The sequence below is a fragment of the Sphingomonas sp. S2M10 genome (assembly GCF_012650175.1).
Classification (GTDB): Bacteria; Pseudomonadota; Alphaproteobacteria; order Sphingomonadales; family Sphingomonadaceae; genus Sphingomonas.
Genome location: NZ_JAAILI010000022.1, coordinates 147952 through 171148, shown reverse-complemented (window position 1 = coordinate 171148; position 23197 = coordinate 147952). Strand labels below are relative to the sequence as shown.

The window sequence follows — 23197 nt, the reverse complement described above, 5'->3', positions numbered from 1 at the left end:
GTTAGCCCCTCCCCTTCAGGGGAGGGGTTGGGGTGGGGGATGCCAGAACAGAGGTTGGTCTCGGTGAGACACAGGCCCCACCCCAAACCCCTCCCCTGAAGGGGAGGGGCTTAAGAAGAAGTGCTCCCATCACGCTGCCCCCAGCAATTCGCGGCCGATCAGCATGCGGCGGATCTCGTTGGTCCCCGCCCCGATGTCGAGCAGCTTGGCGTCGCGGAGGAAGCGTTCGACCGGCCAGTCCTTGGTATAGCCCGCACCGCCCAGCGCCTGCACCGCCTCGCCCGCGACGCGGAAGGCGTTCTCGCTGGCGAGCAGGATCGCGCCGGCCGCGTCGAAGCGCGTCGTCTTGCCCGCATCGCAGCTGCGCGCCACGGCATAGACATAGGCCCGCGCCGAATTGAGCGCGACATACATGTCGGCGATCTTGGCCTGCATCAGCTGGAAGCTGCCGATCGCCTGGCCGAACTGCTTGCGCTCGCGCAGGTACGGCAGGACGACATCGAGGCAGGCCTGCATGATGCCGAGCTGGATGCCGGCGAGGACGGTGCGCTCATAGTCGAGCCCGCTCATCAGCACCGCGACGCCGCCGTTGAGCGGGCCCATGACGTTCGCCTCGGGCACCTCGCAATCGGTGAACACCAGCTCCGACGTGGGCGAGCCGCGCATGCCCAGCTTGTCGATCTTCTGGCCGATCGCGAAGCCGGGCATGTCCTTCTCGATCAGGAAGGTCGTGATGCCGCGCGAGCCTTCCCCGGTCTTGGCGTAGACGACGAGGGTGTCGGCGCACGCCGCGTTGGTGATCCAGAACTTGGTGCCGTTGAGCACATAGCCGCCCTGCACCTGCTCGGCCTTGAGCTTCATCGAGACGACGTCGGAGCCCGCACCCGCCTCGGACATCGCCAGGCTGCCGACATGCTCGCCCGAGATCAGCTTGGGGAGATATTTGGCCTTCTGCTCGGCATTGCCCCAGCGGGCGATTTGGTTGACGCAGAGGTTCGAATGCGCGCCGTAGCTGAGGCCGATCGAGGCCGAGGCGCGAGCGACTTCCTCGCAGGCGATGACATGCTCGAGATAGCCGAGGCCGAGGCCGCCATCGGCTTCCGGCACAGTGATGCCGTGCAGGCCCAGCTTGCCCATCGCGGCCCAGAGCTCGTCGCGGGGAAACCAGTCCTCGGCGTCGATCCGCGCGGCGAGCGGGGCGATCTTGTCGCGGGCGAAGCGCGCGGTGGTATCGCGGATCATGTCGGCGGAATCGCCGAGGGCGAAGTCGAAATCCGGGGTCATTCTGTGTCCTCTCCAACGGTCACGATCATGCCGTCGATTGTCGTTACGGGCCATGGAAGCAGTCGCGCGCCGACGCAAGGGCCGCCGACGCAGCGGCCCTCCTCCACGGTGTAGAGCGCGCCGTGCCAGCTGCACTGGATATGGGTGGCGTCGGGGGTGAGATAGGCGTCGAGCTGCTGGGTGAGCGGTACCGGCATGTGGGCGCAGCGATCGACATAGCCATAGACCTGTGCGCCGCGACGGACGACGAAGCCGTGAAAGCGGCCGGCGCGCATCTCCAGCACGAAGTTCCGGGCGGTGCCGTCGGGGATCAGGTCGAGCGAGCCGAGCTTCACGCCGGCGGGGGTGGCGGTGAGGCGGTCCACGTCAGATCCTCCCCCGAACGGGGAGCGTGGAGACCCGTGAGATACGCTGTTCGTCATCCCCGCGAAGGCGGGGATCCATTAGCGCTGCATTGTCGGTTCTTTCCCCCGGCGTCGAGGGCAATAGATTCCCGCCTTCGCGGGAATGACGATGTTTTGTGAAGGCGTTACCGCTGCTTTGATGCCAATGCAGCGGCAATGCGGCATCGGCACGCTTCACGGCAGCTGTGCCTTGGGGAACCCTTCCCATACCGCGTCATAGTCCGGCTGGGCGTGGGCCAGCGCGTGCTCGGTTGGGCGATAGGGCCAGCAGGTCTCTACCATGAACGCCAGGGTGCCGTCGATTTTGTGCGGCTTGAGGGTCGCCTCGGTCGCGCCGCGCCAGCTGGCGACATCCGGGCCATGACCCGCCATCAGGTTGTGGAGCGACAGCCCGCCCGGCGCGAAGCCCTCGGCCTTGGCGTCATAGGCGCCGTGGATCAGCCCCATCGCCTCGCTCATCACGTTGCGGTGGAACCAGGGCGGGCGGAACGTGTCCTCCGCCACCATCCAGCGCGGCGGGAAGATCACGAAATCGGCATTGGCGCGGCCGGGGACGGTGCTCGGCGAGGTGAGCACCGTGAAAATCGACGGGTCCGGGTGGTCGAAGCTCACCGTGTTCATCGTGTTGAAGCGGGCGAGATCGTAGCGATAGGGCGCGAGGTTGCCATGCCACGCCACCACGTCGAGCGGGCTGTGGGGCAGGGTAGTTATCCACAGACTTGCCAACGACTTCTGCACAAGCTGGAAGGGCGTGTCGCGGTCCTCGAACCAGGCGGCGGGGGTCTCGAAATCGCGCGGGTTGGCGAGGCCGTTGGCGCCGATCGGCCCGAGATCGGGCAGGCGGAAGGGCGCGCCGAAATTCTCGGCGACATAGCCGGTGGCGGTGCCTTCCGGCAGCAGCACGCGGAAGCGGATGCCGCGCGGGATGACCGCGATATGGCCGGGGGCGATATCGATCCGGCCGAGCTCGGTCAGCAGCGTGAGCGCGCCGGCTTGCGGCACGAACAGCAGTTCGCCGTCCGCATCGACGAAGGCACGATTGTCCATGTCGCGATTGGCTGCGTAACGGTGGACGACCACGCCTTCCAGATCGGCGGGATCGCGCGTCGCCAGCATCGTCTCCATGCCGTCGATCCAGTCGACCGGCGCCGCGGGGGCGGGTACGGGATCCCAGCGGAGGCGATTGGGTGCCAGCGGCTTCGCCGGCGTGTGCGGCGAGAACAGCGGCGAGCCGTCGTACGGCGTGTACGGCGGATGTTCGGCGCTCGGCCGCAGCCGATAGAGCCAGGAGCGGCGGTTCTCGGCGCGCGGCGCGGTGAAGGCGGTGCCGGAGAGCTGCTCGGCGTACAGGCCGAACGGCGGCCGCTGCGGGCTGTTGCGGCCGATCGGCAGCGCGCCGGGCACGGCCTCGGTGGAGACATGGTTGCCGAAGCCGGCGAAATACTGGGTCACGGGCTTGTCCTCTCCAACACGTCTCTCCCACGGGAAAGCGACCGATTATGCGTCGCAGTGCCGCGTCTACCTTCGTCATTCCCGCGAAGGCGGGAATCCATTTGCCAGGACGCTCGGGGCAGGAAGCGCAGCTCCAGCGCCAATGGATCCCAGCCTTCGCGGGGATGACGGTGGGTAGGGTGTTGGCGGCAGCACTCCCAGGGCAGCAATGAAATGGGGCCGGGGTATGCCATCGTTCCTGCGGCGGCACCCCCGGCTCTCCCTCTCCAACCTCGTCAGGCGTCGACCTTGATCACCCCGCGGCGGATCTGGTCGAGCTCGATGCTCTCGAACAGCGCCTGGAAATTGCCGTTGCCAAAGCCTTCATTGCCCTTGCGCTGGATGATCTCGAAGAAGATCGGGCCGAACATGGTCTCGGTGAAGATCTGGAGCAGGATGCCCTCGTTATTCTCCACCGAGCCGTCGATCAGGATGCGGTTCTTGCGCAGCCGCTCCACGTCCTCGCCATGGCCGGGGACGCGCTTGTCGATCAGCTCGTAATAGGTCTCGATCGTGTCCTGCAGCCGCACGCCGCGGGCGCGCAGCCGCTCGACCGTGTCGTAGATGTCCTCGGTGGTGAGGGCCAGGTGCTGGATGCCTTCGCCGTTATATTCGCGAAGGAACTCCTCGATCTGGCTGTTGTCGTCCTGGCTCTCGTTGAGCGGGATGCGGATCGCCTTGTCGGGGGCGATCATCGCCTGGCTGAACAGGCCGGTCGCCTTGCCCTTGATGTCGAAATACTTCTGCTCCTCGAAGCCGAAGAGCGTGCGGTAGAATTCGCTCCACACCCGCATCTGGCCGCGGCGGACATTGTGGGTGAGGTGGTCGAGCAGGTCGAGGCCGACGCTGTTCTCCGCCTCCGCCTCGCGCCAGCCGGGGAACTCGGCCCAGTCGGCATAGAGGTCGCTGCCGTCCTGGATGAAATAGAGATAGGAGCCGCCGATGCCCTGGATGACGGTGTCGTCCTCATCCGTCGGCTTGCCGCCATGGGCGAGCGCCCATTCCATCGCTTTCGCCGGGTCCGAGACGCGGAACGCCATCGCGCTGGCCGAGGGGCCGTGCTCGCCGCGGAAGGCGGCGACGCGGCCGGCATCGTCGCGATTGAGCATCAGGTTGATGCGTCCCTGCTTGTACCGCGTGATGTTCTTGCGCGGATGGCGGTGGCTGGCAACGAAGCCCAGCTGCTCGAACTGGCGCGCCATCGCGTCCGGATCGGGCGAGGTGAACTCGACGAACTCGAAGCCGTTGAGGCCGAGCGGATTGGCGGTATCGGTCATGGCCGGCCTGATACCCCGATTCCCGATTTAGTGTCAAATGTTACCAGTTCGCTACAGACCCTCGCCCCCGACCCAGTGCGCGTTGGAGAGCCGGCGGGCGACCGCCCAGGTCTGGGTGCGGATATCGGGCACCGCGACGATCTCCCAGAAGGCGCCGCGGGTCATTGGGCCCAGCGCATAAAGATTTGCGTTCGCGCGCCCGTCGGCGGCGATGGTCTGGCCCTGGTTGTCGACGTCGATGCCGATATGCGCAGGATCGGGGCGGATCACCCCGCGGGCGGCAAGGCGTTGGAGCAACGGTTCGCGCGAGCGGGCGAGGTCGCCGAGCGGGCCGGTGCAGTTGACGATGCGCTGGGCGCGAAGCGTCTCGGGCGCATCCTGTCCGCGCGGGCGGAGCGTGACGGCGATGCCGTCCGGACCCTCGGCGAACCCCAGCGTCTTGGCGGCGCGCACCTCCAGCTGGCCGCGATCGATCAGCGCCTGCAGCCGGGCATGGACCTCGGGGGCGAGGCGGTGGCGGTGGACGTCCCACCAGGGGCGGAGGTGGCGGAGGAAGCGGGCGCGCTCCTCCTCGCTCGCATTGGCCCATATCGGCTGGGTGAAGGGGCGAAGCTCGTCGACCGCGTTGCGCCAGCCCACCTGCTCGGCGCGCTGCCGGACCGCGCGCAGGAGCGTGGAGGCGCGGCTGCGCGGGCGCTCGCGGAGCTTGTCCCAGTCCTCACCGGGCGCATGGGGGCGGGGGAGCAGACCCCGGCGGGAGACGGCGACGATCCTGCCGCCGAACCCGCGCGCCTCCAGCAGCAACGCCACGTCGACCATGGTGAGGCCGGTGCCGATCACGAGCACGGTATCGCTGTCGGAAAGGCTTTCGGGGACGCTCGGGTCCCAGGGATCGCCCTTGTAGCGTTCGGCGGAAAGCGTTGCGGGATCCAGCCCCGGCGGGTCGTGCGGCGGCAGATTGCCGACCGCGAGCACCGCCGCGTCGGCGCGCAGCGTGCCGTCCGACAGCTGGAGCGTCGCGCCGTCGGCGTCGAAGGTCACGTCCGCCACCTCGCCGCGAACGAGGCGGAGCCGGTCGGGATAGCGGGCGAGCGCCTGGTCGAGCATCTCGCGCAGATACGCGCCATAGACGCGGCGGGGCACGAAGCTGGCGGCGGCATTGTCCACCCCGCGCGCCTCCAGCCAGCGGACGAGATGGGCGGGATCGTCCGGGAAGGCGCTCATGTTCGCGGCGCGGACGTTGAGCAGGTGCGAAGGGTGCGCCGCGCCATAGGCGAGTCCGGTGCCCGCCACCGGCGCGCGCTCGATGAGCGTCGCGCGCGGGCCTTCGTGGCGGATCAGGTTGATCGCCTGGAGCGTGCCCGAAAAGCCCGCGCCGATGATGGCGACGTGTTCGATCATGGTGGCGGCTCCCCCCGATGCCGGCGTCAGATTTCGTAGTCGAGCTGCCACTCGGGCTGGCGGAAGGCGGGTTGCTGCTCGGCAAAGGCGGGCTGGCGCGCCTTCATCTGGGCGTAGAGCCGCTTCACCGAATCGCTCGCGGTGCGGACGAACAGGAACGGCAGCACCGCATGGACGATGCAGGCGGCGCCGCCGACCATCATCGTCGCGCCGAACTTCGCTGCCGTCGCGGCATGCTCGCGATAGCTTTCGCCGACGCTGCGGGGATGGGCGAGGAAAAGCCGAGTGATCATGGGGGGAAGGTACGCGGGATCGGGGCGGCGGGAAAGGGCGTCGGTCCCGAATCCCTCTCTTCTGGCGCGATAGAGAAGGGGCGCGACTGCACGCAAATACGCCGTCATCCCCGCGAAGGCGGGGATCCATCGCCGCTGAAGCTGCGGTTCCTGCCCCGAGCGTCCTGGCAAATGGATTCCCGCCTTCGCGGGAATGACGACAGCTTCGCGAGGCGGCTGTCCATCGCCGCGAGGGAAGTCCTCTCCCACAAGGGGAGAGGGAGAAAAGTCACAGCTTGGCGATCGTCTCCGCGAGCGCGGTCACGTCGACATCGCTGCCTTCGGTGGCGACGGTCTCGGTGAGGTGCGCGCGGACCAGGTCGAGCAGCGGGAGCTTCGCGCCCACCGCTTCCGCCGCTTCCCCGGCGAGGCGCATGTCCTTGAGCCCCAAAGGCGCGGCGAAGCCGGCGGGGCGGTGGCGGCGCTCGGCGATCGGCGGGCCATAGACCTTGTGGATCGCCCCGTCGAAGATCGTGCCCGAGAACACCTCGAGCATCTTCTCGCGGGCGACACCGCCCTTCTCGCCGAGCGACATCGCCTCGCCGTACGCCTCGACCGTGGCCATGATCATGAAATTGCCGGCGAGCTTCACCAGGTTCGCCGCCGAGGGCGTGTCGCCCATCGGGAAGGTGACGCGGCCGAGTGCGTCGAGGATCGGCGCGGCGGCCGCCATCGCCTCGGGCGCACCGGCGGCGACGATGGCGAGCTTCCCCTGCGCGGCGACCGGCGGGCGGCCGAATACCGGCGCCGAGACGAAGTGATGGCCCGCTCCGGCGTGGCGCTCGGCCAGCGTGTCGGCGGTGGCGACGGCGATGGTGCTGTGCGAAAGATGCAGCGCGCCCGGTGCCATGCCGGCGAGGATGCCGTCGGAGCCTTCGAGGATCGCTTCGAGGGCGGCATCGTCCGCCACCATGGTCAGCACGGCCTGCGCGCCGTCGGCGGCTTCGCGCGGGGTGCGGGCGAGGCGGGCGCCGCGTGTCGTCAGCGGTTCGGCCTTGTCGGGCGAGCGGTTCCAGACGGTGAGGGTGTGGCCGGCATCGAGCAGCGCGCCCGCCATGGCGATCCCCATCTGTCCGAGCCCGAGAAATGCGAGGTCCATGCGTGTCTCCCTGGATTGCGGTGCAGCATGTGGGGTGCGGGCTTCAGAACCCAAGGGGCTATCCGCCGATCAGCACCGCCGCGTCGATCAGCGCCCGCGGCACCGAAACGCCCGGCGTGGTGCCGATATAGCGCGGCACCCAGGCGGGCCCGAACTTCTGCTTGAACGCGCGCAGCCCCGAAAAGCCGTAGAGCCGCTCGCCATGGCCATAGACCGCCGCGCCCAGCCGCGACCAGATCGGCGCGAGCGGGCCGGGATTGAGGCCGGAGAGCGGCGCCATGCCGAGGTTGAATCGTTCGAACCCCTGCGCCGCGCCATATTGCAGCAGGCGGACGAAGAGCAGGTCCATCGCGCCATAGGGCGTGTCCGGCCGGTGCCGCATCAGGTCGACCGAGATTTCCTCGCGATTGGGCGTCTCCCAGAGATTGGCGAAGGCGACGATCTCGCCCGCCAGCCGCAGCACGGCGCAATCGAAATGCGAGAGATAGTCGGGATCGAAGCGGCCGAGGCTGAAGCGCTTCTCGGCGCCGGGCTTGTCCGCCAGCCACGCATCGGACACGCGCTGGAGCTCGGGCATGAGGGCGGGAACCTGCGCGGCGGGTACCACCTCGAACACCAGCCCTTCGCTGGTCGCGCGCTTGACCGAATAGCGCAGCGACTTGAACGCGCCGCCCTTGAGGTCATAGCCCTGGCGGAGATCGACCACCGCCTCCTCGCCATATTTCATCGGCTGGAGCCCCAGTTCGACGACCAGCGGCAGCATCGCCGCGCTGACCTGGAACAGGCAGAGCCGGCCGTGCGCGGCATCGCAGCGGCGGCGGATCTCCCAGATCAGCTCCGACCAGGCGGCGTCCGGGCCGACGGGATCGCCCATCACGATCCAGCTGCGGCCCTGCACACGATACATCAGGAAGGCGTCGCCCGAGGCGGAGACCAGGAAATCCTTGTCGCCGGCAAAAGCGAGCATCGCGTCCGCCCGGCTGGTGACGGCGATCGCGCGCGCGGCGACGTCCGGGTCGAGCATCGCATGTTCGCGCACGCGAGGCGCGGCCGACATCAGCCGCCAGAAGGCCCAGCCGACCAGCAGCATCGTCGCCCCCAGCGTCGCGCGCAGGAACCGCGGGGCGTTGCCGCGCCAGGCGAAGTCCCACCACAGGTCGTCGCTGTACGGCACGTGCTTATAGGCGAACAGGCCGGCCCAGGCGCTGAGCAGCAGTCCGATCAGCGCCGCCGCCCACCACCAGCGCGCGATCGGCGCCGATCCGATCCCGGCGCTGCGATAGAAGCCGGGCCGGGCATATTGGAGCAATCCGGCGACGAACAGCAGCACCGTCGCTTCCTCGTAGTCAAAGCCCTTGGCGACCGAGAACAACGCCCCCGCCAGCAACAGCAGCCGCGCGGCGTGGAAGCCGCTTTTCAGCCGCGCCTGCACGGCCGGGGCGATCAGCAGCAGCGCGGTGCCGACGAGGCTCGCCGCGAAGTGCGAGCCTTCGACGAAGGGCAGCGGCAGGATGTCGTGGAGCGGGTGCATCCGCCCATGGGCGGGCGGCAGCGCGCCCGAGACGAGCAGCACCAGCCCGCCGCCGAACACCAGCAGCGCGAGCAGGGGCGGCGCAAGCGCCTGGCCGATCCGGTGCGCGACGCCCAGTCCCGCCGCGATCGGGTGGCGCAGGCGGCGGCCCTCGATGCCGACCAGCAGCCCGCCCGCCACCAGCAGCGGCAGCAGATAATAGACCAGCCGGTAGAGCAGCAGCGCGGCGAACAGGTCGCTGCGGCCGATCGGCACCAGCGCGAGCATGACCGCTTCGAACACGCCAATGCCGCCCGGCACATGGCTGATCAGCGCGATGACGATCGCCAGCGCATAGGCGAGGAAGAAGCCGCCGATCAGCGCCGGATCGGCATGCGGAATCAGCACGAACAGCGCGCCCGAGGCGCAGGCGAGGTCGAGCGCGGCGATACCGATCTGGCCCGCCATCAGCGGCACCGGCGGCAGCGGCAGGCTTGCGCTGCCGAGGCGCAGTTCGGCGAGCCCGCGGGCGCGTGCCGTGAACAGCGCGGCAAAGGCGAGCAGCATGGCCAAGCCTGCGCCGTGGAGCAGCGCCGGCGGCAGCGTCCGGCCGAACAGCGCCAGCGGGTGCGGCGCCGCCAGCAGCGCGATCGCCGTCACGGCGAACACGCCGCTCCAGGAGGTGGCGCCGGCGATCAGCGTGATCCGCGCGACATCGGCGAAGTCGAGCCCCGCCGCGCCGTACGCCCGCAGCCGCGCGGTCCCGCCGGTGAGCAGCGACAGGCCGAGATTGTGGCTGATCGTGTAGCTGGTGAACGAGGCGAGCGCGGTGGTGCGCCAGGGCAGGCGCTGTCCGATCGCGCGCACCGCGAACGCGTCATACCAGGTGAGCGCAAGGTAGGAAGCGATGGTCAGCCCGAGCGCCGCCGCCATCCGCCCCACTTCTATCTGGTGCAGCGCGTGCCGCACGTCGCGCAGATGGACCTCCGCGAGGATCGCGCGCACCGCCTCGAAGCCGAGCAGCGCCAGCGCGAGCGCCAGCAGCATCAGCAGCGGCCGGCGATGGCGGGCGAGCCGGGGGAGAAGACCCTGCTCTGCCCCCGGCGCGTGTTCCGGCGCTTCGCTATCGGCGATCGGCATGCAATTCCCCCCGGCCTCCTGGGTCTCCGCGCGGGCTCCGCCTTACGCCGGGCAGCCCGCCATCGGCAATCGTGCGGACGCTTATGGCGCCGGCGCGTCGAGATGGGCGCCGAGGACCGGGGCGAGCGCGGCGAACACGGTGCGGACCAGCAGGTCGTGGTCCATCCGCAGGAAATGGCCGCCGGGCAGGGTGATCCGGCGGACGTTGGGGGCGAGCAGCGTCGGGCACAGGCTGTCCGCCTCCTCGGCGCCGCCGATGCAGGTGACCGGCAGCCAGTCGATCGCGCGGGCCGAGGCGGCGTCGGCATCGGGCCTGCCGAGATAGGCGAAGCCGAGCGGATCGGCCCGGAAATAGGCGGTCGTACCGGGCACCACCAGCACCAGCGCTGCCACCCGCGCGCGCAGCTCACCCGGCAGCGACGCCATGCCGACCCGCGCCATGTCCGCGCCGAACGACTGGCCGATGACGATCACCCTGGCGGCGCCGGTGCGGCGGCGCGCCTCCCGGATCGCATCGGCGAGCAATGCCTCGACCTCGGCATGGCTGAGGTGCCGCGCGAAGGCGGTCGAACTCGCCACCGCATAGACCGGCACGCCTGCGCCCGCGAGCGCCTCGACCACATAGGATCCCATGCCGTAGCGGAGCCCCATGTCGCCCGAGAGGAACACGGCGGCGATCGGCGCGGTGCGCGGCGGTGCCGGCATGCCGTAGAGATGGACGGGATCGCGATCGAGGAAGCCGGCGCTCCAATAGACCCCGAAGGCGATCGCGGCGAGGAGCGCGAGGACGGCGGCGGCCAAGCGTTTCCAGGCGAGACGACGGGTGTGGGGGGAGGGGGTCGCCATCGTTGCGCCTTATAGGGTTGGAGATGAAGGGGGGCTGAAGGGTGCGCTCATTCTTAGCCCCTCCCCTTCAGGGGAGGGGTTGGGGTGGGGCAGTGTCTCACCGAGACCAACATCTGTTCTGGAATCCCTCCACCCCAACCCCTCCTCCGAGGAGGAGGGGCTTAAGAACGGTCAAAACTTGTTCCGCCCGGCGCGGATCTCCGCCCGTGCGGTGAACAGCGCCCGGGCGACCGCCGCGACATCGCGCATCACCACCGCCGCCTTGTCGCCGGCCTCCAGCCGCTCGTCGCGGGCGGGGCGGGGGATCGTGCGGCCGTCGGCGCGGTCGATCTGGACGATGAACACGCTGCCCCCGGCGCGGCGCTCGGCTTCCTCGACGGTGAGCCCGGCCATCGCCGATCCTGTCGCCACCTCGACCAGTTCCACCTCGAGCCCGAGCGCGCCGAGCTCGCGCCGCAGCCGCCCGAGCTGTGCGTCGCCCTGCAGCTGCGCGCGGTGCGGATAGAGGATCATCCGCGCCATCGCCTCGGCGCCGATATGGGTGGGGAAGACGACGCGGTCGGCGCCAGCATGGATCAGCTTGCGCTCGGTGGTCGGCGCTTCGCCGCGCGCGATGATCTCCAGCCCGGCGTTGAGGTTGCGCGCGCTCAAGGTGATGAACACGTTCGCCGCGTCGTCGGGCAGCACCGTGGCGAGCGCGCGGGCGCGGGCGACGCCGGCGGCGACCAGCACCTCTTCCTCGGTTGCGTCGCCGGCAAGGGTGCACAGCCCCGCCGCCTCGGCCTCGGCGCGGCGTTCGGCGCCGCGCTCGATCACCACCACCGGCACGGCAGCGGCGGCAAGGTCGCGGGCGAGCATCAGCCCGATCCGGCCATAGCCGCAGATCACGACATGGTCGGCGAGCTTGTCGATGCGGCTCTGCATGCGGGTTGCTCCGAAAATGCTCTGCAATTGCAGGACAGTGAAGAACTGGACGAGCGCGCTGGTGAGCAGAATCATGCCGGTGCAGCCCAGCACCATCGTGCCCATGGTCAGCGCGTGGAGATAGGGGGTGTCGATCGGGCGGACCTCGCCATAGCCGACGGTGTAGATGGTCAGCACCACCATGTAGCTCGCGTCGACGAAGCTCCAGCCCGCCGCCATATAGCCGATCGTCGCCAGCACCGCGACCGCGAGAACGAACAGCAGGATCGACACAAGATTGCGCACGGGCGAGCCGAGCACTTGTTCCGCCTCTGAAAGAATCCCCCGCATCGCGTCGATAAGGACACGGGGCGTGCGGCTTGTCCATCGGGGTTTGTCCGCAGCGGCAACCCCACCGCGATGCGAACGTTCAATCCCTGTCAGCACATAGGCGGGAGAGGTTGCATGCGGAAATGGGTTGGGTTGATTGCCATGTCGTTCGCCGCGCCGGCATTGGCGCAGGCACCCACCCCGAAGCCGCCGGTCGACCTCAACATTCTCCATGCGCAGGTGATCCTGGATCATCTCGGCTTCGGCCCCGGCATCCTCGATGGGCGATCGGGCCAGTCGCTGACCGCCGCGGTGCGCGGGCTGCAGGAGGCGCGCGGGCTGAAGGTGACCGGGGTGATCGACCCGGCGACGCTGGCGGTGCTCCACCGCTATCGCGCGCTGCGCCCGGTGCGGACGCTTGCGGTGGGCGCGGAGACGATGCGCGGGCCGTTCGTCGATCCGATCCCCAAGGATCTGAACGCCCAGGCCAAGCTGTCGACGATCGGCTATCGCAACCCGCTGGAGAAGCTGGCGGAGATGTTCCACACCACGCCCGAGGTGATCACCGCGCTCAACCCCGGCGTGACCACGATCAAGACGGGCACGATGCTGCGGCTGCCCAACGCGCTGCCGGGCTCGCGCGCCTATCCGGCCGACTGGAAGCCCGAATGGCGCCAGACGCTCAATATGCTCAACGTCGATCCGCGCCAGCCCCAGGCCGATCACCTCGTTGTCGACAAGTCTGAGGGCGTGCTGAAGGTCTATGACAGCGGCAACCGGCTGGTCGCGCAGTTCAGCGCCACCATGGGCAGCGAGCATGATCCGCTGCCGATCGGCCGGTGGAAGATCTACGGCAACGACACCAATCCGAAGTTTCACTATAATCCGGACCTGTTCTGGGATGCCAAGAAGGGCGACGATGCCGCGATGCTGCCGCCGGGGCCGAACGGGCCGGTGGGCGTGGTATGGATCGACCTCTCCAAGGAGCATTACGGCATCCACGGCACCCCCGAGCCGCAGACGATCGGCCGTACCGAGAGCCATGGCTGCATCCGCCTGACCAACTGGGATGCCGCGCGGGTGGCGCTGATGGTGAAGCCGGGCACCCCGGCGATCTTCCAGGAATAGCGCCGTGCGGCGCTTCGGCCTGATCGCAGGGCTGGTTGTGATCGCACTGCTTGCGCTGCTGGTGTCGCGCGTGCGGTTTCTGCCGCCGGGTCAGTCGCCGCAAGCCGACGCGGAGCGCGCGGCGCCTCCTGCAGCCTCGGCGTCCGGCCTGGTCATCCCGGTGCAGGGCGTTCCTGCCGCCGCGCTTCACAGCAACTGGGGCGAGCCGCGCGGCGACGGCACCCGCGAGCACCATGCCATCGACATCCTCGCGCCCAAGGGCACGCCGGTGCTCGCCGCCGCGTCGGGCAGGGTGGAGAAGCAGTTCGAGAGCGATCTCGGCGGCCACACGCTCTACGTCCGGTCGCCCGATGGCGCGACGGTGCATTATTACGCCCATCTCGATACGATCGGCGTGGCCGAGGGCACGGCCGTCCGCCAGGGCCAGCCGATCGCCACGGTGGGCGACAGCGGCAGCGCCGATGGCGGCGCCCCGCACCTCCATTTCGAGGTCAAGCGCATGGCCCCCGGCGAGGGCTGGTGGCAGGGCACCAATATCGATCCCTATCCCCTGCTTGCGGGAAAGCCCGCGCGGAGCTAAAGGGCGCCGCTCAGCTCTTTCTCACATACAGGCACGATCCATGAAGATCAGCGGCGTGGACATCCGTCCCGGCAATATCATCGAATATGAAGGCGGCATCTGGCGCGCCGTCAAGATTCAGCACACCCAGCCCGGCAAGGGCGGTGCCTATATGCAGGTCGAACTCAAGAACCTGCGCGACGGCCGCAAGAACAACGTCCGCTTCCGCTCGGCCGAGACCGTGGAGCGCGTGCGCCTCGACACCAAGGATTTCCAGTTCCTGTATCCGGAAGGCGACATGCTCGTGTTCATGGACAAGGAAACCTACGACCAGACCACGCTGCCGCGCGACCTGCTCGGCGATGCGGCGGCCTTCCTGCAGGACGGCATGGACGTGGTGATGGAACTCTATGACGACGAGGCGATCAGCGTCCAGCTGCCCGACACGATCGAGGCGACGATCGTCGAGGCCGACGCGGTGGTGAAGGGCCAGACGGCCTCCTCCTCGTACAAGCCGGCCGTGCTCGACAACGGCGTGCGCGTGATGGTGCCGCCGCATATCGGCAGCGGCACGCGCATCGTCGTCGACGTGTACGAGCAGACCTACGTCCGCCGCGCGGACTGATCTGCCGGCTTCGGCCGAACATGCGAAGGGAAGGGGACGGCAGGCCTGCGTCCCCTTTTCCCGTTTCGGGTCAGGCCTTCCTTAGTCCCCCGCAGCAGCGGCAGGGAGAGAGATTGATATGGCAGCCTTTTCCGGCCTTCTCACCGTCATGGACCGTGCCGCTCGCAAGGCGGCCCCCCGCCTGCGTCGCGACTTCAACGAGGTCCAACATCTGCAGGTCAGCCGCAAGGGCCCGGCCGATTTCGTGAGCATGGCGGACAAGCGCGCCGAGCAGACGCTGATCGAGGAACTGCGCAAGGCGCGTCCCGACTGGCGCATCCTCGGCGAGGAGGGCGGCGAGCAGCCGGGCGATCCGGACAAGCCGCGCTTCATCGTCGATCCGCTCGACGGCACCACCAACTTCCTCCACGGCATCCCGCATTTCTCGATCGCGATCGCGGTGGAGGATCCCAATGGCAGCCAGGGCAAGCCCGAGATTACCCACGGCCTGGTGTACCAGCCGCTGACCGACGAGAGCTTCTGGGCGGAGAAGGGCCGGGGCGCCTGGCTGCAGGACCAGCGGCTGCGCGTCTCGGCGCGGCGCGACCTGTCCGAGGCGCTGATCGCGACCGGCATTCCGTTCATGGGCCATGGCAATTTCGCCGAGTGGAGCCGCATCTTCGGTGCGGTCGCTCCGGAAGTGGCGGGCATCCGCCGGCTCGGCTCGGCCGCGCTCGACCTCGCCTGGGTCGCCGCTGGGCGCTTCGACGGCTATTGGGAATCGGACCTGAAGCCCTGGGACGTCGCGGCGGGCATGCTGCTGGTCAAGGAAGCCGGGGGCTTCGTCACCGACTATCGCGGCCAGGACATGGCGATGCAGCGCAACCAGTTCCTCGCCGCCAATGACGGGCTGCATTCCAAGCTTCACAAGCTCGTCGCCAACGCGCTGCGCTGAGGCGGTCCGTACGAGTACGGAGCCGGCGGATTAACTTTGTTTCCAGATCTTTTCTGGGAATTTGTGCCCTATAAGTTCCTTAAAACGCCATCGGCTATCATGCCGGGTGAAGCAGGACGAACGGCGCATGAACATGGAAGTGACCGGTCTCGGCAACGAACGGCAGGGAGAGGCGACGGACGAGGCATTCTGCCATGACGTGGGTTCGGTGCTCGACCGGCTCTATGCGGTGGCCGAGTTCAGCCCGGACGGCATCCTGACCCGCGCCAATCAGCACTTTCTCGACGCGATGGGCTGTGTGCTTTCAACCGTTGTCGGCCAGCACCACCGCTTCTTCTGCAATGAGGACTATGCCGCGAGCCCGGCTTATGCGGCGTTCTGGGACCGACTGCGCGCCGGCGAGACGATCGAGGAAACCGAGCGTCGCGACGGTTGCGATGGCAAAGACGTGTGGCTGGCCGGTTATTATGCGCCGGTGCGGGGTGAGAAGGGCAAGGTAAAATCGATCATCCTCATCGCCCGCGACGTGCGCGGCGCGAGGATCGAGGCCGCGCTCAACCAGAGCATTTTGAATGCGTTCAGCCGCGCCACCGCGATGATCGAGTTCGATCTTTCCGGCCGCGTGCTCACCGCCAACGAGAATTTCTGCGATCTGATGGGCTACAAGGCCGAGGAAGTCGTCGGCCAGCATCACCGCATCTTCTGCACGCCGGAACATGCGCGCTCGCCGGCGTATCGCCAGTTCTGGGAACGGCTTGGTCGCGGCGAGTTCGACGGCGGGCTCTACAAGCGTGTCGCGAAGGACGGCAGCGACCGCTGGATCCAGGCAACCTACAATCCGATTCTCGACCATCAGGGCCTGCCCGTTAAAATCGTCAAGTTCGCGATGGACGTGACCCAGGCGCAGGTCGAAAGCGCCGAAGCGTCGGGCAAGCTGGCGGCGATCGATCGCTCGACGGCGGTGATCGAGTTCGATACGAACGGCAATGTCGTCGCGGCGAACGAAATGTTCCTGCGAACCATGGGGTATGATCGCAGCGAACTGATCGGCAAGCACCACCGCACCTGCTGCGACCCCGATTATGCGAAAAGCGAGGAATACGCCAATTTCTGGCGCAAGCTGGCCGCGGGCGAGTTCCAGGCGGGCATCTTCCCGCGCATCGGCAAGGACGGCCGCCGGGTGTGGATCCGCGCGACCTACAACCCGATCGTCGATGCCGACGGCAAGCTGACCAAGGTGGTCAAATACGCGCACGACATCACCGACCAGAAATTGGCTTCCGCCGACGCCGAGGGCAAGGTCGCCGCGATCAGTCGCGCCCAAGCGGTGATCGAGTTCACGCCGGACGGCATGATCCTCGACGCGAACGAGAATTTCCTTTCCGCCACCGGCTATTACCGCGATGACGTGGTGGGCAAGCACCACAAGATGTTCTGCGACGCGGAGCAGGTCACTTCGGTGGAATACGCCCGCTTCTGGGCGGACCTCAGCCATGGCGAATTCGTCGCAGGCGAGTTCCGTCGTCGCAACAAGAAGGGCGAGGAAATCTGGCTCGCGGCCACCTACAACCCGATCTTCGACGGGCTGGGGAACGTCGTGAAGGTGGTGAAGTTCGCCACCGACATCACCGAACGGAAGAAGAGCGCGATCGAGGGCAAGAGCCGCGCCCAGGCGGTGGACCGCAGCCTGGCGACGATCGAATTCACCCTCGAAGGCGAAATTCTCACCGCCAACGAGAATTTCCTGTCGACCATGGGCTACACGCTGCGCGAGATCCAAGGGCGGCATCACTCGATGTTCGTCGACCCCGCCCATCTGAAATCGAAGGATTATGGCGATTTCTGGCGCGACCTGGCCAAGGGGGAAGGCAAGTCCGGGCGGTTCCACCGCATCGGCAAATATGATCGCGACGTGTACATCCAGGCAAGCTACTCGCCGGTCTTCGACCTGCAGGGCAACCCCGCGCGCGTGATCAAATATGCCTATGACGTGACGGATCAGGTGATGCTGGAGCGCAAGATCGCCGCCAAGACCGAGCAGATGCAGGGCGTGGTGGGCACGCTTTCGGACGCGATCAAGACGATCAGCGAGGGCGCGGGGAGTGCCACCGGCCTCGCCGCCGAAACCCAGTCGGCTGCCGACCGCGGCACCAGCGCGATCGAGGGCACGATCGAGTCGATGGAGCTGATGGCCGCGTCCTCGAAGAAGATCGCCAGCATCGTCGATGTGATCGGCGATCTTGCCGGACAAACCAATCTGCTTGCCTTCAACGCCGCGATCGAGGCGGCGCGCGCCGGCGAGCACGGCGTCGGCTTCTCGATCGTCGCGGAAGAAGTGCGCAAGCTCGCGGAGCGCAGCGCCTCGGCCGCCGAGGAGATCAACCGCCTGATCGGGGAATCGAGCGAGCGGGTCGCGCAGGGCACCGAGCGATCGCGTTCGGCGCGCGAAGCCTTCGAGTCGATCGCTGGCTGCGTCGAAAAGACCACCGGGGCGATTTCGGGCATCGCCCAGTCGGTCAGCGCCCAGCGCGAGACCTCGCGCCAGGTGGTGGCGATGATCGACGATCTCGCGACCTCCACGCACAGCACGATCTGACCATGCAGATGGCTACCGATCTGGTCGCACCGATCGGGGAGGCGGGGCGGCGGCACATCGATGTGGGTCTGCTTCGCCTGTGCGGCATCGAACTGGCAGTGCCGGTGGACTGGGTCCGCGAGGTGGTGCCGTGCCCGGCGGAGATGGGGCCGCGCTTCGGCAGCCATCCCGCGCTGATCGGATCGATCGGCGTGCGCGGGGATGTTATTCCCGTCGTCGACGTCACCGTGCTGCTCGGGTTCGGTGAACGGACAGGCACGGGTGGCACGATCGTCGTGCTGCGCAAGGACGACATGCTGCTGGGCCTTCGGATCGATACGGTTTCCGGCCTGTACCGCATCCCGGTGTCGGCGGTGCGCGAGCTGGTCGACTCGACCGGTGCGGCGCGGCTGGTCGATCGCGCCTTCGCTCGCGAAGCACATCTCGTCGGGATCCTGGATCCGGTCACGCTGTTCGCGATGCCGGGACTGCCGCTCGTGCGCTGCCATTCCCGCGAGGCAGACAGCGCCGCGCTGGCGCGGGCGCGTCCGTTCGTGCTGGTCACGGTCGCCGGCGTCGACATCGCCATCGACAGCCACCTTGTGGAAAGCACCGCCCCCGCGATCAGCCTGCGGCGTTGCGCCGTTCCCGCCCCGGGCTGGGCCCGCAACGTCAACTATCTGGGCCGCGACGTGCGTGTCTTCGACCAGCTCGCGACCTTGGGGCTCGATGGCTCGACGCCGGACGATTCCCCCGGGCCGGTGATCCTGCTGCGCATCGGCGAGGACAAGCTGGTCGGCTGGCACGTCGAAAGCGTGCGCAGCGTTGCCCGCATCCCCGAGGACAAGTTCGGGCCGGTCCCGCCCGGGCTGGCGCAGCGCAGCGCGCTGTTCACCGGCATCGCCACCGATCCCGCAGGCGGCCAGAATCTGGTGCTCGACAGCGCGGCGGTTCGCGCCGATCCTGCGATCAAGGCAATGGCGGCATTGTGCCGGGCGCCGGCGCAAAGCGGCGGGAAAACGGCCAGCGTGGCGCGCGAAGGTGCGGCGTCCAACAACGCCTTCCTGATCTTCGATACCGGCGCGCGGCTGCTGGCGACGCCCCTCGACGCGATCCGCGAGGTCGTGCCGTTTCGCGGTCTGTCCTCGCGAGTCGAGGATTATTCGGGGCTGTGCGGCCTCACCGACCATCGCGGCCTGCCGATCTCGGTCTATGGTGTCGAGCCGGGTGTGCAGCCCGACGAGGCCAAATTGCTGATCATCGCGCGCGATCGCGAGGGGCAGGGCGCACGTGGCTTCCTCGCGCAGCGGCTGGCGACGATCATCAATGCGCCGGCACTCCCTGTACCAGGGGGAAGTCCCGGCGCCCAGTTCGTCCCTGCAACGATCGACGGGACCGCGCATTCCATCCGAATTCATACGCTTGCTTGACCCGCCGTCGGACCGGTTCACGACCCCTTAACAATTGCGAATGATTCTCAGCGGTTCCAGGCCTTGCCGCACTGGGATCATGGTCCTAGAAGCCCCCCAAGATTCCGCATTCGCGAGAAGAGAAGGCCATTGGTCGACCTGTCACAATATCTGCCGATCCTGCTGTTTCTGGGGATCGCCCTGTTGCTCTCGGGCACGTTCGTGTTCCTGCCGATGCTCGTGTCGCGCCTCACCGGCACGAACAAGCCGACGCCAGAAAAGCTCACCGAATATGAGTGCGGCTTCCCCGCCTTCGAGGATTCGCGCAGCCAGTTCGACGTGCGCTTCTACCTCGTCGCGATCCTGTTCATCGTCTTCGATCTGGAAGCGGCCTTCCTGTATCCGTGGGCGGTGAGCGTGTTCAAGCTCGGCTGGACCGCCTGGTTCTCGATGATGATCTTTGTCGCCGAGCTGCTGCTCGGTCTAATCTATGCCTGGAAGAAGGGAGCCCTGGAATGGGAGTAGAGCTTTCGGCGCCGCCCCCGGCCGGTACGCTCCCGGACGTCGGCTTCCTGAACGACATCAACGCCGAGATTGCCGACAAGGGCTTTCTCGTCACCTCCACCGAGGAACTGTTTCAGTGGGCCCGTACCGGCTCGCTGTGGTGGATGACCTTCGGTCTGGCGTGCTGCGCGGTGGAGATGATCCACGTCAACATGCCGCGCTACGACATGGAGCGTTTCGGCGCCGCGCCGCGTGCTTCTCCGCGTCAGTCGGACGTGATGATCGTCGCGGGCACGCTGTGCAACAAGATGGCCCCGGCGTTGCGCCGGGTCTATGACCAGATGTCGGAACCGAAATACGTGATTTCGATGGGCAGCTGCGCCAATGGCGGCGGCTATTACCACTATAGCTACAGCGTTGTTCGCGGCTGCGATCGCGTGGTGCCCGTGGACATCTATGTCCCCGGCTGCCCGCCGACCGCCGAGGCGCTGCTCTATGGCATCATGCAGCTGCAGCGGAAGATCCGCCGCATCGGGAGCCTGGACCGGTGAGGGCGCCTGCTCCCCGCTATGCCGTGAACGACGGCGTGATCGAGGCAGCCAAGGCCGCTCTCGGCGATCTGCTCATTGAGGCGAAGGATGCCGTGGGCGAGGTGTCGCTCACCGTCGTCCGCGACAGGCTGTGCGACGCGATGCTTGCGCTGCGCGACACGCCGGGCCTGGAATATCAGCAGCTCAGCGAGATCGCGGGCGTCGACTATCCGGAGCGGTCCGAGCGCTTCGACGTCGTCTACCAGCTGCTCTCGTTCACCCGGAACCACCGGATCCGCGTCCGCGTCACCACCGACGAGGAAAAGCCGGTGCCGAGCGTGACCGATATCTGGCCGGTCGCCGGCTGGCTCGAGCGCGAGACGTACGACATGTACGGCGTGCTGTTCTCGGGCAATACCGACCTCCGCCGCATCCTGACCGATTACGGTTTCCAGGGGCATCCGCTGCGCAAGGACTTCCCGATGACCGGGTATGTCGAAGTGCGCTATTCGGAAGAGGCGAAGCGCGTGGTCTATGAGCCGGTCAGCCTGGCGCAGGACTTCCGCAACTTCGACTTCATGAGCCCGTGGGAAGGCGCCAAGTACGTCCTGCCCGGTGACGAGAAGGCGCCGCAGCCCGAAGCCAAGGGCGCGCCGACGCCGGTCAAGGCAGGCGAGGTGGCCAAGGCCGACACCGCTGCCGCCAAGAGCGAGCCGGCGCAGGGCAAGGACACCAAGACCACCGAGTCCCCGGCCCAGACCGGTGCCGGTCAGCCGCACCCGGGCAACCAGCCCGGCGAGAAGCCCAAGGATCCGGACGTCGTCCCGACCAAGGGCGAAGGGCAGAACAAATGAGCGATACCGTCGACAAGATCATGGCGCGCGAGATCGACCCGGCGACGGGCGATACCGAAATCGCGAACTACACGATCAATTTCGGCCCGCAGCATCCCGCGGCGCACGGCGTGCTCCGTCTCGTCACCGAACTGGACGGCGAGATCATCGAGCGCATCGATCCGCATGTCGGCCTGCTCCACCGCGGCACCGAGAAGCTGATCGAGTACAAGACCTACACCCAGGCGCTGCCGTATTTCGATCGCTTCGATTACTGCTCGCCGCTGGCGATGGAGCACAGCTATGTGCTCGCGGTCGAGAAGCTGCTCGACCTCGAGGTGCCGTTGCGCGGCCAGTATCTGCGCGTGCTGTTCGCCGAGCTGACCCGCATCTGCAACCACATGCTGAACCTGGGCAGCCACGTGATGGACGTCGGCGCGATGACGCCGAACCTGTGGATGTTCGAGATCCGCGAGGACTGCCTGAACTTCTTCGAGCGGGCCTCGGGTGCGCGCATGCACTCGAACTATTACCGCGTCGGCGGGGTTCGCCAGGACGTGCCGGTCAAGCTCTTGAACGACATCGCGGAATGGCTCGACACGCGCCTGCCGCAGCTGTTCGGCGACGCGATCAGCCTGGTCGCCGAGAACCGCATCTTCAAGCAGCGCAACGTCGACATCGCGACGGTGAGCCGCGAGGACGCGATCAAGTGGGGCTTCTCCGGCCCGATGATCCGCGCCGCCGGCATCCCCTGGGATATCCGCCGTTCGCAGCCCTATGACGTGTACGACCGCGTCGACTTCGAGATCCCGGTGGGTACCCGCGGCGATTGCTATGATCGCTTCATGGTGCGCGTCGAGGAAGTCTATCAGTCGGCCCGCATCATCAAGCAGTGCATCCAGGACATGCCGGAAGGCCCGGTCTTGACGCTCGACCGTAAGGTCGGCGCGCCGAAGCGCGGCGAAATGAAGCAGTCGATGGAAGCGCTGATCCATCACTTCAAGCTCTTCACCGAAGGCTATCACGTGCCGGCGGGCGAAGTCTATGTCGCGACCGAGAGCCCCAAGGGGGAGTTCGGCGTGTATCTGGTGTCCGACGGCACCAACAAACCCTATCGCTGCAAGGTGCGCCCGACCGCGTTCAGCCACCTGCAGGCGATGGACTTCATGTCCAAGGGGCACATGCTGGCGGACATCACCGCCATCCTGGGCGCCATGGATATCGTTTTCGGTGAATGTGACCGCTGATGGCTGACGCTCCTCAACTCCCCGACGAAGCCGAAGTGCGCGCGCGCTGGGGCAATTTCGCCTGGACGCCGGCCAATGCCGAGAAGGCGCGCGAGATCATGTCGCGCTATCCGGCGGGCCGCCAAATGTCGTGCACCATCCCTTTCCTCGATCTGGCGCAGCGCCAGGTGGGTGCCGAGACGAACACCCAGGGCTGGCTGCCGGTTCCGGTGATCGAGTTCGTCGCCCGCCAGCTCGACATGCCGTACATCCGCGTGTTCGAGGTCGCGACCTTCTACACCATGTTCAACCTGGTGCCGGTCGGCCGTTACCATGTGCAGGTCTGCGGCACGACGCCGTGCATGCTGCGCGGGTCGGACGACGTGATGGCCGCGTGCAAGGCGCGCGGGCTGAAGAAGGGCCACACCACCGCGGACGGGCTGTTCACGCTCACCGAGGTCGAGTGCATGGGCAATTGCTCGTCGGCGCCGATGGTGCAGATCAACGACGACAATTTCGAAGATCTCGATTATGATCGCACCCTCGCGATCCTCGACGCGCTGGCCAAGGGCGAGAGCCCCAAGACCGGCACGCAGGAGCCGGGCCGCCACACCGTGGAGCCGCTGGGCGGACCGACGACGCTCACCGCGATGGTCAATGAGAACCATGACTATCGGGGCGAATGGTGATGCGGGGCAACAGCCTCATCGTCACCATCCTGGCCATCATCGGCGGCATCGTCGTGCTCGGCTGGGTGCTCAAGCTTGCATTTAACTTGATCGGGACGCTCGTCCTGATCGGTCTGGCCGTAGTCTTCTATCTGTTCGTACAGAAGCTGGTCGGGAAGGGACGCTAAG

22 protein-coding genes are annotated in these 23197 nt (G+C 67.4%); 12 read left to right on the top strand and 10 right to left on the bottom strand.

Translation table 11 applies throughout. From position 1 onward, the window contains the following. Positions 1–129 precede the first annotated feature (129 nt). The 10 genes from S2M10_RS06800 to S2M10_RS06755 all read right to left on the bottom strand — a co-directional run bounded on the left by S2M10_RS06800 (position 130) and on the right by S2M10_RS06755 (position 12038). On the bottom strand, positions 130–1284 hold the full coding sequence (locus tag S2M10_RS06800; protein ID WP_168845435.1) for an isovaleryl-CoA dehydrogenase: 1155 nt from the start codon (positions 1282–1284) through the stop codon (positions 130–132). Further along, the gene (locus tag S2M10_RS06795; RefSeq protein ID WP_168845434.1) at positions 1281–1706 is read right to left on the bottom strand and encodes a Rieske 2Fe-2S domain-containing protein; all 426 of its coding nucleotides are present in this window, start codon (positions 1704–1706) and stop codon (positions 1281–1283) included. Before S2M10_RS06795 ends, S2M10_RS06800 begins: the two co-directional genes overlap by 4 nt. Before the next feature lie 156 nt (positions 1707–1862). Beyond that, positions 1863–3140: a homogentisate 1,2-dioxygenase gene (gene hmgA, locus S2M10_RS06790; RefSeq protein ID WP_168845433.1), complete on the bottom strand. Its 1278-nt coding sequence runs from the start codon at positions 3138–3140 to the stop codon at positions 1863–1865. A gap of 275 nt (positions 3141–3415) precedes the next feature. Continuing rightward, positions 3416–4456 carry a 4-hydroxyphenylpyruvate dioxygenase gene (gene hppD / locus S2M10_RS06785; protein WP_168845432.1) on the bottom strand — a complete coding sequence of 347 codons (1041 nt, stop codon included), beginning with the start codon at positions 4454–4456 and terminating at the stop codon, positions 3416–3418. A 51-nt stretch (positions 4457–4507) separates the two neighbouring features. Continuing rightward, a complete protein-coding gene (locus tag S2M10_RS06780) occupies positions 4508–5857 on the bottom strand; it encodes an FAD/NAD(P)-binding protein (protein ID WP_168845431.1) in 1350 nt (449 codons plus the stop codon). 26 nt (positions 5858–5883) lie between these two features. After that, entirely contained in the window at positions 5884–6150 is a 267-nt protein-coding gene (locus S2M10_RS06775; protein WP_168845430.1) for a DUF6356 family protein, read from the bottom strand. A 268-nt stretch (positions 6151–6418) separates the two neighbouring features. Further along, complete coding sequence (locus S2M10_RS06770) at positions 6419–7288, bottom strand: NAD(P)-dependent oxidoreductase (protein WP_168845429.1); 870 nt, start codon at positions 7286–7288, stop codon at positions 6419–6421. 58 nt (positions 7289–7346) lie between these two features. Next, on the bottom strand, positions 7347–9938 hold the full coding sequence (gene mprF / locus S2M10_RS06765; protein ID WP_168845428.1) for a bifunctional lysylphosphatidylglycerol flippase/synthetase MprF: 2592 nt from the start codon (positions 9936–9938) through the stop codon (positions 7347–7349). 81 nt (positions 9939–10019) lie between these two features. Then, positions 10020–10784, bottom strand: a complete 765-nt coding sequence (locus S2M10_RS06760) for an AcvB/VirJ family lysyl-phosphatidylglycerol hydrolase (RefSeq protein ID WP_168845427.1) — start codon at positions 10782–10784, stop codon at positions 10020–10022. Positions 10785–10955: 171 nt separating this feature from the next. Next, positions 10956–12038, bottom strand: coding sequence for a potassium channel protein (locus tag S2M10_RS06755; protein ID WP_168845426.1), 1083 nt, complete (start codon positions 12036–12038; stop codon positions 10956–10958). 114 nt (positions 12039–12152) lie between these two features. Here S2M10_RS06755 and S2M10_RS06750 point away from each other — a divergent pair, with 114 nt between their 5' ends. The 12 genes from S2M10_RS06750 to S2M10_RS06695 all read left to right on the top strand — a co-directional run bounded on the left by S2M10_RS06750 (position 12153) and on the right by S2M10_RS06695 (position 23196). After that, a complete protein-coding gene (locus S2M10_RS06750; RefSeq protein WP_168845425.1) occupies positions 12153–13145 on the top strand; it encodes a L,D-transpeptidase in 993 nt (330 codons plus the stop codon). A gap of 4 nt (positions 13146–13149) precedes the next feature. Further along, a complete protein-coding gene (locus S2M10_RS06745) occupies positions 13150–13725 on the top strand; it encodes a M23 family metallopeptidase (protein WP_168845424.1) in 576 nt (191 codons plus the stop codon). A 40-nt stretch (positions 13726–13765) separates the two neighbouring features. After that, entirely contained in the window at positions 13766–14329 is a 564-nt protein-coding gene (efp, locus tag S2M10_RS06740; RefSeq protein ID WP_168845423.1) for an elongation factor P, read from the top strand. A 118-nt stretch (positions 14330–14447) separates the two neighbouring features. After that, positions 14448–15263: an inositol monophosphatase family protein gene (locus S2M10_RS06735; protein ID WP_168845422.1), complete on the top strand. Its 816-nt coding sequence runs from the start codon at positions 14448–14450 to the stop codon at positions 15261–15263. A 127-nt stretch (positions 15264–15390) separates the two neighbouring features. Beyond that, positions 15391–17859 carry a PAS domain-containing methyl-accepting chemotaxis protein gene (locus S2M10_RS06730; protein WP_168845421.1) on the top strand — a complete coding sequence of 823 codons (2469 nt, stop codon included), beginning with the start codon at positions 15391–15393 and terminating at the stop codon, positions 17857–17859. An 8-nt stretch (positions 17860–17867) separates the two neighbouring features. Continuing rightward, positions 17868–19268: a chemotaxis protein CheW gene (locus S2M10_RS06725; protein ID WP_168845420.1), complete on the top strand. Its 1401-nt coding sequence runs from the start codon at positions 17868–17870 to the stop codon at positions 19266–19268. A gap of 129 nt (positions 19269–19397) precedes the next feature. Then, positions 19398–19772: an NADH-quinone oxidoreductase subunit A gene (gene ndhC / locus S2M10_RS06720; protein ID WP_168845419.1), complete on the top strand. Its 375-nt coding sequence runs from the start codon at positions 19398–19400 to the stop codon at positions 19770–19772. Next, positions 19763–20302, top strand: coding sequence for an NADH-quinone oxidoreductase subunit B (locus tag S2M10_RS06715; protein ID WP_010545151.1), 540 nt, complete (start codon positions 19763–19765; stop codon positions 20300–20302). The genes ndhC and S2M10_RS06715 overlap by 10 nt, the downstream gene beginning before the upstream one ends. Then, a complete protein-coding gene (locus S2M10_RS06710; RefSeq protein WP_168845418.1) occupies positions 20299–21135 on the top strand; it encodes an NADH-quinone oxidoreductase subunit C in 837 nt (278 codons plus the stop codon). The genes S2M10_RS06715 and S2M10_RS06710 overlap by 4 nt, the downstream gene beginning before the upstream one ends. Then, on the top strand, positions 21132–22361 hold the full coding sequence (locus S2M10_RS06705; RefSeq protein WP_168845417.1) for an NADH-quinone oxidoreductase subunit D: 1230 nt from the start codon (positions 21132–21134) through the stop codon (positions 22359–22361). Before S2M10_RS06710 ends, S2M10_RS06705 begins: the two co-directional genes overlap by 4 nt. Next, positions 22361–23029 carry an NAD(P)H-dependent oxidoreductase subunit E gene (locus S2M10_RS06700; RefSeq protein ID WP_168845416.1) on the top strand — a complete coding sequence of 223 codons (669 nt, stop codon included), beginning with the start codon at positions 22361–22363 and terminating at the stop codon, positions 23027–23029. The genes S2M10_RS06705 and S2M10_RS06700 overlap by 1 nt, the downstream gene beginning before the upstream one ends. Then, positions 23029–23196 carry a hypothetical protein gene (locus S2M10_RS06695; RefSeq protein ID WP_157084547.1) on the top strand — a complete coding sequence of 56 codons (168 nt, stop codon included), beginning with the start codon at positions 23029–23031 and terminating at the stop codon, positions 23194–23196. Before S2M10_RS06700 ends, S2M10_RS06695 begins: the two co-directional genes overlap by 1 nt. Position 23197 lies beyond the last annotated feature (1 nt).

Excerpts from the sequence above, each read along its gene's own strand:
- mprF (WP_168845428.1), bottom strand. The coding sequence starts at position 9,938 with ATGCCGATCGCCGATAGCGAAGCGCCGGAACACGCGCCGGGGGCAGAG.
- efp (WP_168845423.1), top strand. The coding sequence starts at position 13,766 with ATGAAGATCAGCGGCGTGGACATCCGTCCCGGCAATATCATCGAATAT.
- S2M10_RS06705 (WP_168845417.1), top strand. The coding sequence starts at position 21,132 with ATGAGCGATACCGTCGACAAGATCATGGCGCGCGAGATCGACCCGGCG.
- S2M10_RS06750 (WP_168845425.1), top strand. The coding sequence starts at position 12,153 with ATGCGGAAATGGGTTGGGTTGATTGCCATGTCGTTCGCCGCGCCGGCA.
- S2M10_RS06780 (WP_168845431.1), bottom strand. The coding sequence starts at position 5,857 with ATGATCGAACACGTCGCCATCATCGGCGCGGGCTTTTCGGGCACGCTC.
- S2M10_RS06770 (WP_168845429.1), bottom strand. The coding sequence starts at position 7,288 with ATGGACCTCGCATTTCTCGGGCTCGGACAGATGGGGATCGCCATGGCG.
- S2M10_RS06715 (WP_010545151.1), top strand. The coding sequence starts at position 19,763 with ATGGGAGTAGAGCTTTCGGCGCCGCCCCCGGCCGGTACGCTCCCGGAC.
- S2M10_RS06755 (WP_168845426.1), bottom strand. The coding sequence starts at position 12,038 with ATGCGGGGGATTCTTTCAGAGGCGGAACAAGTGCTCGGCTCGCCCGTG.
- S2M10_RS06695 (WP_157084547.1), top strand. The coding sequence starts at position 23,029 with ATGCGGGGCAACAGCCTCATCGTCACCATCCTGGCCATCATCGGCGGC.
- S2M10_RS06735 (WP_168845422.1), top strand. The coding sequence starts at position 14,448 with ATGGCAGCCTTTTCCGGCCTTCTCACCGTCATGGACCGTGCCGCTCGC.
- hppD (WP_168845432.1), bottom strand. The coding sequence starts at position 4,456 with ATGACCGATACCGCCAATCCGCTCGGCCTCAACGGCTTCGAGTTCGTC.
- S2M10_RS06725 (WP_168845420.1), top strand. The coding sequence starts at position 17,868 with ATGGCTACCGATCTGGTCGCACCGATCGGGGAGGCGGGGCGGCGGCAC.
- S2M10_RS06700 (WP_168845416.1), top strand. The coding sequence starts at position 22,361 with ATGGCTGACGCTCCTCAACTCCCCGACGAAGCCGAAGTGCGCGCGCGC.
- S2M10_RS06760 (WP_168845427.1), bottom strand. The coding sequence starts at position 10,784 with ATGGCGACCCCCTCCCCCCACACCCGTCGTCTCGCCTGGAAACGCTTG.
- S2M10_RS06800 (WP_168845435.1), bottom strand. The coding sequence starts at position 1,284 with ATGACCCCGGATTTCGACTTCGCCCTCGGCGATTCCGCCGACATGATC.
- S2M10_RS06730 (WP_168845421.1), top strand. The coding sequence starts at position 15,391 with ATGAACATGGAAGTGACCGGTCTCGGCAACGAACGGCAGGGAGAGGCG.
- S2M10_RS06795 (WP_168845434.1), bottom strand. The coding sequence starts at position 1,706 with ATGACGAACAGCGTATCTCACGGGTCTCCACGCTCCCCGTTCGGGGGA.
- S2M10_RS06775 (WP_168845430.1), bottom strand. The coding sequence starts at position 6,150 with ATGATCACTCGGCTTTTCCTCGCCCATCCCCGCAGCGTCGGCGAAAGC.